General features: G+C 43.4%; 10 protein-coding genes. 6 read left to right on the forward strand and 4 right to left on the reverse strand.

The genetic code is table 11. From position 1 onward, the window contains the following. Window positions 1-130: 130 nt before the first annotated feature. Window positions 131-3,277 (forward strand): PVC-type heme-binding CxxCH protein, encoded by a 3,147-nt coding sequence (locus OU792_RS15355; protein WP_134201927.1) that lies wholly within the window; start codon window positions 131-133, stop codon window positions 3,275-3,277. Window positions 3,278-3,309: 32 nt separating this feature from the next. Continuing rightward, window positions 3,310-4,059: a class I SAM-dependent methyltransferase gene (locus OU792_RS15360; RefSeq protein ID WP_134201928.1), complete on the forward strand. Its 750-nt coding sequence runs from the start codon at window positions 3,310-3,312 to the stop codon at window positions 4,057-4,059. 43 nt (window positions 4,060-4,102) lie between these two features. On the opposite strand, the gene OU792_RS15365 is transcribed toward OU792_RS15360, so the two are convergent. Both OU792_RS15365 and OU792_RS15370 read right to left on the reverse strand, forming a co-directional pair. Then, window positions 4,103-5,110 (reverse strand): ThuA domain-containing protein, encoded by a 1,008-nt coding sequence (locus OU792_RS15365; RefSeq protein ID WP_134201929.1) that lies wholly within the window; start codon window positions 5,108-5,110, stop codon window positions 4,103-4,105. Window positions 5,111-5,129: 19 nt separating this feature from the next. Continuing rightward, the gene (locus tag OU792_RS15370; RefSeq protein ID WP_134201930.1) at window positions 5,130-6,005 is read right to left on the reverse strand and encodes a DUF808 domain-containing protein; all 876 of its coding nucleotides are present in this window, start codon (window positions 6,003-6,005) and stop codon (window positions 5,130-5,132) included. Between the two features lie 215 nt (window positions 6,006-6,220). On the opposite strand from OU792_RS15370, the gene OU792_RS15375 reads away from it, so the two are divergent. Further along, window positions 6,221-7,588 (forward strand): Gfo/Idh/MocA family protein, encoded by a 1,368-nt coding sequence (locus OU792_RS15375; RefSeq protein WP_274670633.1) that lies wholly within the window; start codon window positions 6,221-6,223, stop codon window positions 7,586-7,588. Between the two features lie 184 nt (window positions 7,589-7,772). Here OU792_RS15375 and OU792_RS15380 read toward each other — a convergent pair whose 3' ends face one another. Beyond that, entirely contained in the window at window positions 7,773-8,249 is a 477-nt protein-coding gene (locus tag OU792_RS15380; protein ID WP_274670634.1) for a DUF6252 family protein, read from the reverse strand. A gap of 311 nt (window positions 8,250-8,560) precedes the next feature. Here OU792_RS15380 and OU792_RS15385 point away from each other — a divergent pair, with 311 nt between their 5' ends. From OU792_RS15385 to OU792_RS15395, 3 genes are all read left to right on the forward strand, one after another. Continuing rightward, window positions 8,561-10,567 carry an alpha-ketoacid dehydrogenase subunit alpha/beta gene (locus OU792_RS15385; RefSeq protein WP_274670635.1) on the forward strand — a complete coding sequence of 669 codons (2,007 nt, stop codon included), beginning with the start codon at window positions 8,561-8,563 and terminating at the stop codon, window positions 10,565-10,567. 61 nt (window positions 10,568-10,628) lie between these two features. Further along, window positions 10,629-11,990, forward strand: a complete 1,362-nt coding sequence (locus OU792_RS15390; RefSeq protein WP_274670636.1) for a hypothetical protein — start codon at window positions 10,629-10,631, stop codon at window positions 11,988-11,990. Between the two features lie 41 nt (window positions 11,991-12,031). Then, on the forward strand, window positions 12,032-12,718 hold the full coding sequence (locus OU792_RS15395; RefSeq protein ID WP_134201935.1) for a hypothetical protein: 687 nt from the start codon (window positions 12,032-12,034) through the stop codon (window positions 12,716-12,718). Here the strand turns inward: OU792_RS15395 and OU792_RS15400 are convergent. Further along, a partial coding sequence (locus OU792_RS15400) for a hypothetical protein (protein ID WP_274670637.1) occupies window positions 12,712-13,385 on the reverse strand: 674 nt, incomplete at its 5' end. The genes OU792_RS15395 and OU792_RS15400 overlap by 7 nt on opposite strands.

The following is a 13,385-nucleotide window of genomic DNA, read 5'->3' on the forward strand; positions in this document are numbered from 1 at the left end:
TGATCCGACCGTTTACATAAAAAACTGGAAAATTATATTTTTTACAGGATGCATCCTGCTTCTTTTGGTCTCTTTTGAAAATAAAGCGATATTTTCAAATCTAATATTGCCTCAAAAGCCCATAAAAACCATGAATCAAATTCGTCTTTTAATTTTTCTAGGTCTCGTTTCAATTTTCTCTGCATGCCAAGAGCAAAAGCAATTAGAATTAAGCAAAGATGCCCGAATCGCTATAGTCGGGGAAAATTTAGCTTCTCGAATGATGGAGTATGGCTGGTTTGAAACCTCCATGCATGCACGCTATCCTGATTCCACACTTTTCATCCGAAACATGGCCGACCCAGGGGACACACCGGGCTTCAGACCACGTTCTGCCACTAATGATCCTTGGGCCTTTCCAGGAGCAGAAGAATTCCAAGATGAATATGCTACCTTTTCAGACTCCCAGGGCTTTTTCGAAAAGCCCGATCAGTGGTTGACTAGACTAGAAACCGATATCATAATAGGTTTTTTTGGTTTCAGCGAATCCTTCCAAGGTTTAGAAAAGCTTCCAATCTTCAAAGACGAACTCGAAGCTTGGGTACTTCATTCTAAATCTCAAAAATACAATGGCACTGATATCCCTCAACTAGCCTTAGTCTCCCCGATCGCCATGGAGGACATTTCTGATTGGAAGGATGTGCCAAACGGAATTGCTCAAAATGAAATTCTAGAGGCCTACACCCAAGCAATGGAAGAAGTTGCAAAAAAACATGATTTGGTTTTTGTGGATGCTTTTTCAGCTAGTAAAAAATGGTACGCTGATGCTTCTTCTCCATTAACACTCGATGGTTCTCAGTTGACTGAAGAAGGCTATCAAATCTTCGCTGACTTTCTGGCTGACCAGCTTTTTGGCCAGACTGATCAAAAAAATCCTGAGAGACTTGCATCCATTCATGAAGCTGTACAGGAGAAAAACTGGATGTGGCACAATGACTACAAGATTCCAAATGGTGTGCACGTATTCGGTCGTCGCTATGATCCTTTTGGTCCTGATAATTACCCATACGAATTGGAAAAAATCAGACAACTAACCGCAAATCGAGACTCTGCCATTTGGGCAAGCGCCAAAGGAGAAAACTATGATTTGGCTGCAGCAGATGTAAAAACCAGAGACCTTCCTGAGGTAGAGACCAACTACAATCCAAAAGCCAATGGAAGCTTGGAATACAAATATGGGGAATCAGCACTTGCAGAATTGAAAGTACCCGAAGGCTACAAAATCGAACTTTTCGCCTCGGAGGAAGAATTCCCGGATTTGGCTAATCCCGTTCAGCTTTCTTTTGACAACAAAGGAAGACTTTGGGTAGCTACCATGCCTTCCTATCCTCATTATAAGCCGGGCGATCCTAAACCTTCCGACAAACTCATCATCTTGGAGGATACTGATCAGGATGGAAAAGCCGATAAGCAAACGGTTTTTGCGGATGATCTTCACCTTCCTGTAGGTTTCGAACTGGCAGCGGAAGGAGTGTATGTATCTCAATTACCAAACTTGGTTTTGCTGGAAGATACCGACGGAGATGACCGGGCTGATAAAAGAACGATTCTACTTTCGGGATTTGATGACCATGACACTCACCATGCGATTTCTGCCTATTCTACTGATGAATCCGGGGCAATCTACATGGCAGAGGGTGTCTTTTTGCATACCAATGTCGAAACCTCCTATGGACCAGTACGAGCAACCAACGGAGGCTTCTACCGCTATGAACCAAAGCGGCATAAATTGGAGCGAGTCAATCAGGTGGCAATTCCCAACCCTTGGGGGATAGCCTTTGACGATTGGGGTCAAAACTTCTACCTCGAAACTTCCGGACCCAATCTCAATTGGATGCTTCCAGGCTCGGTACTTCCCCGGTATGGAAATTCCAATTACAAAGGTCCCAATCTGATCGAACAAGAGCAGATGGTCAGACCTACTTCGGGTTTGGAATTTGTATCCAGCAGACACTTCCCCGATGAGGTACAGGGAGATATCCTTCTGAATAATACGATCGGTTTCTTGGGAACCAAGCAGCATAAAATGGTGGAAGATGAAGTTGGCTTTCATACCGAATACCGACAGGATTTGGTGAGTTCTACAGATCGTAATTTCCGCCCTGTCGATTTGGAATTTGCGCCAGATGGCTCACTTTATATCGTCGATTGGCATAATATCCTGATCGGACATATGCAGCACAATGCCCGAGACCCATTGAGAGATCATGTACATGGCCGAATTTATCGAGTCACCTACCCTTCCCGACCTTTGGTGGAGCCTGCCAAAATCGATGGTGTCAGTATCCCCGAGCTTTTGGATAATCTCAAGCTACCTGAATATCGAACACGCTACCGAACACGAAGAGAGCTCAGAGGAAGGGATGCCGATCAGGTATATCAAGAGGTGGAAAATTGGCTTAGCCAGTTGGATACAGAAGACCCCAACTACGAACATCATCGCTTGGAGGCTCTTTGGGTGACTTGGGGAATTAATCGAGTCAATCAAACCCTACTTCAAGAACTCTTGGATTCCAAGGATCATCGGGCTAGAGCTGCGGCTGTGAGAGTCCTTAGATACACCGGGCATCAGGTGAGCAATCAAATAGACCTCCTAAAAAGTGCTGCTTCAGATCCACATGGACGAGTTCGCATGGAAGTAATTGCTGCAGCATCTTGGCTTCCTCAAGAAGATGGCGTGGATATTTTGAGTGTGGTAGAAAAGCAGCCACAGGACAATACTTGGATTCCTAGAACTTTAGAGACGGCTATTGCACATATCAATGGTCTTTCTGTTGATGAGAAAAAAGAAGAAGATATCAAATCCAACCTGACTGGTTCGGATAGAGAGCTTTTTGTCATTGGCAAGGAGATCTACGCACGCGAAGGCTTTTGCGCCACCTGCCATCAGCTCGATGGAAATGGTCTGACAGCTTCTCAATTCCCCCCACTCAAAGGTACGCCTTGGGTGACGGGAAGCCCGGAGCGACTGATCAAGATCGTCCTAAACGGACTTCTCGGTGAAATCGAGGTGAATGGTCGGGTCTATCCGGGTCAAGTACCCATGACTCCCTACGCAGGAATGCTCAATGATACGGAAGTTGCAGCCGTTTTGACCTATGTAAGAAACTCATTTGGGAATCAAGCGAGCCCTATTTCCCCTGAGCTTGTCAAGCAGGTAAGAGAGGAAGTAAAAGACAAGGAAGGGTTTTGGAATCCAGACGAACTTCTAGAAATACATCCCATGGAGAAGGATTAAGAATTGAGAAGCTACCCTTTAAAACCAAACGAATGGAAAACCTTCAGCTTCTAATCGATTTTCATGTCAATGCAAAAAGGCAAGGGCCAGGGAGTGATCTTGACACAGCCAAGGCTTTAAGCTTAATGCCAATAGCATGTGAAAGCAAGCTTCAAATTGCAGACATCGGTTGTGGATCGGGTGCACAGACACTTGTTTTGGCAAAAGAACTGCAAGCTGATATTACTGCGGTGGACTTATTCCCGGAATTTCTAGAGAAGTTGACCGAACGTGCCAAAGCATCAGGACTAGAAGGAAAAATCAAAATCTTGGAGGCATCCATGGAGGAATTACCCTTTGAAAATGAAAGTTTGGACATCATTTGGTCGGAGGGGGCTATCTACAATATGGGATTTGAAAATGGAGTGAAAAACTGGAAAAAATTCCTCAAACCGAATGGCTACTTGGCAGTCAGTGAAATCACCTGGCTCAGCGAATCAAGGCCGAAGGAAATAGAAGATCATTGGAATTCCGAATATCCAGAAATCTGCACCGCCTCCACCAAGTTTTCTGTTCTGGAGCGAAACGGTTTTTCGCCTGTAGGCTATTTTATACTTCCTGAGTCCAGCTGGATCGAAGAATACTATAACCCCATAGAAAATAGATTTGATAAATTCCTAAACGATCATCAGCATTCTGAAGCAGCAAAGGAGCTTATATCGATCGAAAAAGAAGAAATCCGGCTTTACAAAAAATATAAAGACTACCTGAGCTATGGATTTTATATAGCCAAAAAGCTATGACTCGATGATTCTATTTTTCAGAATAATTAAGGTCTTGTAAGTCTTATTTAAAGTCCGAAACACGCATTCCTTTCCGAAAGGTGTCAAAACCAAACATGGTGGGTTCATAAGTCCCGACAAAGTCCACATTCATTTCTGGATCGATATCCTCTTCCATTCCGATCAACCAAAATGCGGCATTGATTACAAGCCTTCGTAATCCTTCACTCCGAAAATCCAAGGAAGCGCCCATGGTCGAGGCAAAAGCCATTCCCTGCTTTCCACCCTCGAGTTGGTAGGGTTTAGTCCAAGCGATAGGCATCAGAGCTTTTTCCCAGATCAAGTCAGAATCCGGGTCCAAAGCGACCGTTCCCTGCCCGAAGACCAAGACATTGGCTGACTCTGGCAGGTGACGGATTCCGTATACATCCGACGGCCCCCAAATATCTGTGACACCTCTAAGAATAGGATGCTCATTGATTTGATCTACCCCATCGATCATACCGCGGGTGCCCTCTACTCCATGCTTGCCATGATGATTAACCCAAGTCTCTCCAAAGATTCGCTGACCAAATCCACGCTCCCATCCAGGAGCCTTACTCATCCAGTCCCACTTCGCAAACTTGGATTCTTTATTCTTTTGGTAAAAAAATGCATGTGTGGACGTTCTCAGACCAATGACAGGCTTGCCTGCCATCAGAAAATCTTCAATGAATTGGCTTTGCTCATCTGGCAGCTCCCGAAAGCGAATCAGCATAATCATCAGATCGGCCGACTGCAAATGCTCCAATCCAGGGATGTTATTTTGATAATTGGGAACCACATCGCCCGATTCCGGATGAATGGGAAAAAGTACCGTTGTCTTAAACCCAAAACGCTCCGAAAGGATTTTCGCCAGCATCGGCATACTTTCCTCCGATCGGTATTCATCATCTCCTGCCACCAAAACCACGTGCTTCCCCTTTCCTGGGCCTTCTACCCCTTCAAATTGCAGAAAAGTCTCGCCATTTTGTGCAGCAAGTGGTTGTAAAATCAAAAGTAAGATGGCAATTGTCAAGATATGGGCTTTCATTTTCTAATATTTTAAAGGTTCAAGAGGCTTTCTTTTTAAATAGTTTTTTGAAAAGAGAGACAGGTACTAAAGTTAGAAAACCTACCACCAAACCAATTAACCCGTCTCGAAGGAAAGTTGGCCAAGAGGGCAAAAGGTGATGAAAGAAATCGATATTATGTGAGAAAATCCCTCCGGAAACTAATAGAAGCGCGATAGTACCAATAAAGCCGAGTGCTCTAACCACCCATGGCAAGCCCCTCACAAGTAGCTTTCCCACCTTATCCGAAAAGCTATCATCCTCCTCATTCCAAGCTATCAATTTGTAGCCCATTTCATCCATTCGTACGATCAGCGCCACAATTCCATATACACCCACCGTTGCCAAAACAGCTATAATGGACACCACCATTATTTGTGTAGACAAAGCTTCTGTTGATACCGCCCCTAATGCGATGATTACAATTTCTACAGAAAGGATAAAGTCTGTGGTGATCGCGGATTTTATTTTTGCCTTTTCGACTTCCAAAACCTCCTTTTTCGAGAGTTCAAGATCTGGCCTATCCTTTACCTCCTTTTTATGAGGAATGATGTAATGATTAATCTTTTCTGCCCCCTCATAAGCCAGGTACAAGCCACCAATGATTAAAATAATTGTCACTGCCATTGGGACAAAAGCACTTAAAAGGAAGGCTAATGGAAGAATAATCAGCTTATTTAAAAAAGAGCCTTTGGTAATCGCCCATAAGACGGGCAATTCCCGATCTGGCAGAAATCCGGATGCCTTTTCCGCATTAACAGCCAAATCATCCCCTAATAATCCTGCTGTTTTCTTTGCTGCCACCTTACTCATGACCGCCACATCATCCATCAGTGTGGCGATATCGTCCAAAAGTGCAAATAATCCTGAAGCCATTTGATTGATTAAAATTCGAAGGCTTAAGTTTCAAATTTGAAAGCTAAAAAAAAAGTTTTTCTCGTGTATCACTGTTTTTTTGAAAAAGTAAAAGCTTCTTTAAGCTTTTTCAATAAAAAACAAAAGCAATCCGATCTGCCGCTCTTCCAATCAGCATTTGTGGTATTCCTTGCTTTTTGTAAATTGATTTTCAATCTCTTCAAACCCTGTAACCTATGAATCAACTTAATCGCCGCGAATTCCTAAAGGGATCTTCTGCATTCATGACCCTTGCTAGTTTTGGTCTATTTGGTATGGACTTCAAAAATCAAGATGGTCCTATTCGAACAGCCTTAATTGGAGCAGGTTGGTACGGGAAATCCGACCTTTTCCGATTGATCCAAGTAGCAGACATTGATGTGGTAGGCTTGGCCGATCCGGATAAGAATATGCTTGAAGCTGCTGGAAAGCTGGTTTCAGAGAGACAAAAGTCCGGTAAAGTTCCTCCACTCTATGAAAATTACCAGGACCTCCTAGCCAAAGAAAAACCAGAACTTGTTTTGATCGGCTCACCAGACCACTGGCATGCCTTGCAGGCGATTGACTCCCTCAAAGCTGGTGCTCATGTCTATCTCCAAAAACCCATCTCGGTTGACGTGATCGAAGGTGAAGCCATTCTAGCTGCCGCCCGCAAATACAATCGCGTGGTACAAATTGGAACTCAGCGAAAATCCACTCCTCACTTGATCACTGCCAAAAAAGAAATTATCGATACCGGAAAGCTTGGGAAAATCTCTCATGCAGAGGTTTGCTGCTATTTCCACATGCGAGCCAATGGGAATCCTCCCATTCAGGAAGTCCCAGACTTTTTCAATTATGAGCTTTGGACTGGACCAGCACCGCTTCGCCCTTATGATGGGCTACCGCATACACGTTGGTGGAGAACTTTTATGGAATATGGCAATGGAATCACCGGCGACATGTGTGTGCACATGCTGGACACGGTTCGTTGGATGCTGAAATTGGGCTGGCCTACTCAGGTCACAGGTACAGGAGGTATTTATGTCCAAAAGGATGGTAAATCCAATATCGCAGACACCCAAACAGCCATTTTCGAATTCCCTGAACTCAACGTAGTCTGGCAACATCGTACCTGGGGCAACCCGGTAGATCCGGAATACCCTTGGGCTTTTAAAATCTATGGTGAAAACGGGATGCTAGCCGGAAGTACCATGCAGGCAGATTATTTCCCCTATGGAGATGGGGAAGAACCCATTCACTATGATGTGGTCTATGAAAAAGAGGAGTATCCTGAGGACGTCACAGAAGACCGAATCGAACTGAACGCTGCTCCTGCGACTCGACTTCACATGAAGGATTGGCTCAAAGCGATCGACAACAATACCCGACCCATCGCTGATGTAGAAGAGGGACATATTTCCACTGCTTCTTGCATTTTGGCAAATATATCCATGGAACTAGGTGGTAGACCACTTCGCTATGACCCAAAGTCCATGACCGTCATCGACGATGCCGAAGCTACAGCAAAATTACGAAGACCATATCGGGCTCCATATCAGCATCCAGAACCAAGTAAGGTTTGATCCGGAAAACGCATTAGACTTTATTATCCATTTTGATATTAATATAAAGAAAGGTCTACAGAGGTTTGAATCTCTGGCAGACCTTTCTAGTCTGATTCTTAAGTTTTTTTTCGAAATCTTTGAGAAAATCGCCCATGCCTGTCTGTCCGATCAGGCAGGCCTATGGCATTTATACAATCAAAGATCAATCAGCCGGTACTCGATTAATCACTCCATCAGTAATTTGTACAGAATTACCTTGAGCATCAGTCCCGGACACACTGAATGTTCCGCTTACCGTACTTCCTACTTCGGTGATTTCCACTGTTCCGGAATTTCCACTTGCTCCCCCTGAACCACTTGCCTTGAAATACTGAAAACTCGCATCGCCCGAAGACCAATTTTGCCCGACTATAGGATAGGAACCCGGAGCAGTTCCATAAAAATCAATCTCGATGTTTTCATAGGAAGTTCCCGAACCATTTTCATAATAAACCCGGGTTCGCTGCCCATTGATATCAAACCATACTGCGTCTACCTGAACATCAGAACCATTAAGCTTAAAACAAATTTTTCCGGCAGGGCAATCTCCTGCAACTGGGCTCATATCATCATCCTCTCCGCAGGAGGAGATTAATAGAATAAATGAAAAAGCGAAAAGTAATTTTTGAAAATTTTCCATGGTTTTTATTTCAAAATTGCTTGAATCAAAACCCAAAGTCCATACGACAAATGCCCTAATTAGCTTGGACATTTCCTAAATATTAAGCAAATGCTACCTACTTAGATTTTTAATAAAACAAGCTTAACGCCTTGGGAAAGGACAGGGAAAGGCTTTTGCCTAATTTTGAACTGTACAGCAAAAACTTTTTAACTCCTTGCATAAATTTTTCACCCCGGCTTGTCCGGGGTTTATTTTTTCCTAAATCTTCGATAGAAAATCACTTGGGATTTTATGCCCTTCTTGTACCTTAGTTGGGTAAATCAAGCACTATGGAAATAGCCACAACGCCCAGCAAGGAACTGAATTTTGATCGGAGGAAACTCAGCAAAGCCAAACTTTTGGAATTCTATGAAGCGCTTGTCATTCCAAGACGGATTGAGGAAAAAATGCTTATTCTCCTTCGACAGGGCAGAATTTCCAAATGGTTTAGCGGTTGGGGGCAAGAGGCAGTTTCTGTAGGGGCTGTGCAGGCATTGATGGAGGATGAGTTTATCCTTCCCATGCACCGAAACTTGGGGATTTTCACTGGAAGAAATGTCCCACTCGCTAAGCTTTTTGCCCAGTTTCAGGGAAAGAAATCAGGCTTTACCAAAGGTCGGGATCGATCCTTTCATTTTGGGTCAATAGAGCATCACATCGTGGGAATGATTTCCCATTTGGGTCCCCAACTTGCCATTGCGGATGGAATTGCCCTAGCACATAAACTTTCAAAGGAAAAGAAAGTGACCTTGGTATTTTCGGGCGATGGAGCGAGTTCGGAAGGTGATTTCCACGAGGGCCTGAATGTGGCAGCGGTTTGGAAGCTTCCGGTCATTTTTGTGATTGAGCACAATGGCTATGGCCTTTCCACTCCCAATCAAGAACAATTTGCTTTCAAAAATTTCACGGACAAGGGGCTTGGCTACGGCATGGAAACAGTCCGAGTCGAAGGAAACAATGTCCTCGATGTCTATCAGACGATCAGTGAACTGGCGAAGGATATCCGAAAAAATCCCCGCCCCGTCCTTGTAGAAGCCATCACTTTTCGGATGCGAGGCCATGAGGAAGCCTCCGGGACGAAGTATGTTCCGAAGCAACTGATGGAGGAGTGGTCCAAATTGGATCCTGTAGAGAATTATGAATTGTATCTAGAAAGCATCGGGGTGCTTGATGAGAAAAATAAGGAGCTAATCAATCATAAAGTCCGAAAAGCAATTACAGAGGCTTGGGAAATTGCTTTTGCGGAGGAGTCAATTTCTCCAGATATAGCCGAAGAAATGGCAGATGTCTATGCACCTTATGAGCAAAAGCTGATCAAGCCCAGTTCTGATAAAAGCAGCGAGAAGCGATTTGTTGATGCCATCAGTGACGGGCTTAGGCAATCCATGGAAAAATACCCAAATCTTGTCCTAATGGGACAGGATATAGGAGAATACGGTGGAGTTTTTAAAATCACCGATGGATTTGTCAAGGATTTCGGAGCAGATCGGGTACGAAATACTCCGCTTTGCGAAAGCGCGATCATTGGTGCAGGCTTGGGACTTTCGGTCAAAGGCTACAAAGCCATGGTCGAGATGCAGTTCGCTGATTTTGTTTCCGTAGGTTTCAACCAGATTGTCAATAATCTGGCAAAAATCCACTACCGTTGGGGACAAAATGCCGATGTGGTCATCCGCATGCCAACGGGTGCAGGAGTAGCAGCAGGACCTTTCCACTCCCAATCCAATGAGGCTTGGTTTTTTCACACTCCTGGCTTGAAAATCGTCTATCCCTCCAATCCCTACGATGCGAAAGGACTGTTGAATGCGGCCATTGAGGATCCAAATCCTTATTTGTACTTTGAACACAAAGCGCTCTATCGCTCTTTGAGCGCAGAGATTCCGGATGACTATTACACGATTGAGATAGGCAAAGCCAAATTGGTCACTGAGGGTAATGATTTATCCGTTATTACCTATGGAATGGGGGTTCATTGGGCCAAAAAAACTATGGAAGAGTTAGACGTTTCGGCTGATATTTTGGATTTGCGAACCCTACTACCTTGGGATAAAGAATCCGTCCGAGAATCGGTGAAAAAGACCGGAAAAGTGATCTTCCTTCAGGAAGACTGTTTGACCGGAGGAATCGGAGCTGAAATCTGTGCCTGGATTTCGGAGTTTTGCTTCGAATACCTGGATGCACCTGTGATGCGGGAAGGAAGTCTGGATACGCCGGTACCTTTTGCGCCAAGTCTGGAAAATCAATTTTTACCCCAAGGAAGATTCAAAGAAAAAATTCAGCAATTGATAAGTTTTTGATCCCTAACTTAGAATTGCTATTTTCATTAGACAATCGACTTTTCAATTTAAAACTGCAATCATGACAACCTTCAAATCCATTTTTTTAACAGGAGCTCTAATTACCATTTTCGGAATAATCGACCAATCAATCGCGCAAACCTTTGTCGGTGCCCAAATAGACAATCGAGCTGGCATCAGAGGCTTGACCCTGAATCCAGCCAATGTCGTAAATCCAAGATTAAAGTCTGAGTTAAACCTTTTTTCTACAAGTGCCTTCTTTGGGAATGATTATGTGGGGGTGGACCTTGGGAATCTTTCCAACTTGACAGATGATTTTAAATTTGACGACAACTTAACTGTCAATGCAAAACCTGACAATAACTTCGTCGGCAATGTGGATATTTTAGGTCCTTCCTTTCAGATCAACTTGAGTGAAAAGCACAGTGTAGCTTTATCAACAAGAGTCAGAGGCTTTTTCAATCTCAACAATATCGGAGGAGAGTTTTTCGAGACGATCACCACCGGAGAAACTGAGGATGAAAATGGATATGCCGTCGAAATGGAAGATCTGAACGGAATCACCCATGTTTGGGCAGAAATTGGAGCTACCTACGGGAGACAATTCATCAACAATGACAAAATAAATCTGAAAGGTGCGGCAACACTGAAATACTTGGGAGGAGCAGCCGGTCTAGTCGGATCGAGCCAAGTTTTGGGAGGTCTTTTTATTGAGGCTACCAATACCTTGACTACCCGAGGAAATTTGAATTATGGATATTCTGAAGGTTTTGATAATGGAGAGATAGATTTTGGAGGATTCAGTTCGGGCTTTGGGATGGACTTAGGTTTGATTTTAGAGTTGAAAAACGATTCGGAAAATTCTTACACCGATGGCTACAAACTGAGGGCAGGCCTGTCAATACTGGATATTGGCTCGATCAATTATTCCAGATTTACCCAGTTTCAATACAACATGGATAATACGATCTCGGCAGCCGAATTTGAGAATGGAAATATAAGTGAGGTATTAGAGGAAAATTATCCCGGGACCAGTCAGAAAGGCAGCGCGAGATTGGGTATGCCTACCTCCCTTCAGGCTTTTGTGGACTATTCGATTACGAATAAATTCTATGTTTCTGCCCACGGATCTTTATCAATCAAAGAACATGGAGAGTTGCCCGTAAGCCAAGTCATCAATTCGGTCAGTCTGACACCGCGTTTCGAATCGGGCTGGATCAGCGTTTACAGTCCTTTGAGCTATAGGCAATTTGAAGGAGGAATTTCCTGGGGTCTTGGTCTTCGTCTAGGCCCGGTGATTATCGGTTCGGGCTCCATTCTTACCAATTTGCTTTCCAAAAATTCAAGAAGTACTGACGCCTACTTCGGCTTGCAAATTCCATTCTACAGAAAGGGCACCAAGAGAAAAAATGAGCTTCCCTAAAACCAGAATGAGATTTTTCGTATAAACAGGAAAAAGTTCTTGTGAAAAAACTCATTCTGGTAATTTCCTTTTTTGGTTTATTTCAATCATCCTACGCTCAATTCTTCCTTGCCGGAGGATATTTCAATGGATCGGTTCCTGTCGGAAAACTCAAGGAAGAAACCGGTTCCCTCTTTTTTCCCACCATTTCGGGGATCTTTTTGTATGAATTCCAATCTGCTCCCCTACAACTCGGGCTGGAACTAGGCTATGGAATCTATGGATCAAACCTGGAACGAAGGACTGATCTGTTCCCGGGTTTTAATGATGAGCTCCGATTAAGACGCAATAATAACCTAGCGACTGGAATGGCTGTCATTCGCTATTTGCCGGTGGTGAATAGTAAAATCACTCCTTTTGTGGAGGCTCAGTTTGGAGCAAATTACTTATACACCCGATATAAAATCAGGGAAACGCTCCTCTCAGAAGAAAGCATTGAAAGTGGTCAGGATTATGGAGATTGGGCCTTAGCCTACCGTCTAGGAGGAGGGATTCAGATTCCTTTGGATGAGTTTCTGCGACTGGAGCTTCGGGCTACCATCCAAGATGGAAATTCTGTTCGCTTCCTTCAGCGGGGAGATGTCCGCTACCTACCCGATGAAGGTGTTTTTGATTATAATTTCAGACGCAGTCCGCTTCAGTATATGACTTTTTCAGTAGGACTGATTCACTATGATGTGTTTCATTGATCCTGATTGATAAAGTTCTGGACAAAAAAGACATCTACTTTTTTCTTTTTATCAGGTTTTTCTTCTGTTAAATCTTCTATGGTTAAAGTCGCAGCACTGAGTTTTTCTCCCTTTATATCATCATTTTCAAAAGAACCTTCTCTTTCTATCCAAATCTGCTTCAGAAACGATTTATTTTCAACCAAGAAGTAATCGATTCTAAAGCGAACATTTCCGCGATGGTAACTTGATACAGGATTATTCGAATTAAAATCTCCAAATGGAATAAACCCTTCTATTGAATTGATTTCCATGGATTTCTGGTCAATCCAATAACTAAAACACTGTTTTCCTTTATTCCCTATACTTACTTTTATTAGTGTCTTCCCATCTTGATTCATCAATCTCTCAAAGTACCAATCTCCCTCAAATGCTTCTCTATTTTGAATGAAGGCCATTTTTTCAATAGAATTCTTAAATAAGAAAAAGCTGGAAATAAATGAATCTTCCTTTATTCCTTGGTCACCATAGGGCAGAGAAAAACCAATCAATTCAGCAACGCTTACCACATTGTACTTTTGCTCTCCTCTACTGTAAATCACTTCCTCTAGATAGGCTTCATCATTTTCAATGTAGCGGTTTTGATTGGTGGCTTTCTTAAACCCTTGTGATTCAATCAAAAATTTAG

Origin of the sequence: Algoriphagus sp. NF, from assembly GCF_028823735.1 — a bacterium.
Classification (GTDB): Bacteria; Bacteroidota; Bacteroidia; order Cytophagales; family Cyclobacteriaceae; genus Algoriphagus; species Algoriphagus marincola.

Coding starts and splice junctions, on each gene's coding strand:
- OU792_RS15355 (WP_134201927.1), top strand. CDS start 131: ATGAATCAAATTCGTCTTTTAATTTTTCTAGGTCTCGTTTCAATTTTC.
- OU792_RS15360 (WP_134201928.1), top strand. CDS start 3,310: ATGGAAAACCTTCAGCTTCTAATCGATTTTCATGTCAATGCAAAAAGG.
- OU792_RS15365 (WP_134201929.1), bottom strand. CDS start 5,110: ATGAAAGCCCATATCTTGACAATTGCCATCTTACTTTTGATTTTACAA.
- OU792_RS15370 (WP_134201930.1), bottom strand. CDS start 6,005: ATGGCTTCAGGATTATTTGCACTTTTGGACGATATCGCCACACTGATG.
- OU792_RS15375 (WP_274670633.1), top strand. CDS start 6,221: ATGAATCAACTTAATCGCCGCGAATTCCTAAAGGGATCTTCTGCATTC.
- OU792_RS15380 (WP_274670634.1), bottom strand. CDS start 8,249: ATGGAAAATTTTCAAAAATTACTTTTCGCTTTTTCATTTATTCTATTA.
- OU792_RS15385 (WP_274670635.1), top strand. CDS start 8,561: ATGGAAATAGCCACAACGCCCAGCAAGGAACTGAATTTTGATCGGAGG.
- OU792_RS15390 (WP_274670636.1), top strand. CDS start 10,629: ATGACAACCTTCAAATCCATTTTTTTAACAGGAGCTCTAATTACCATT.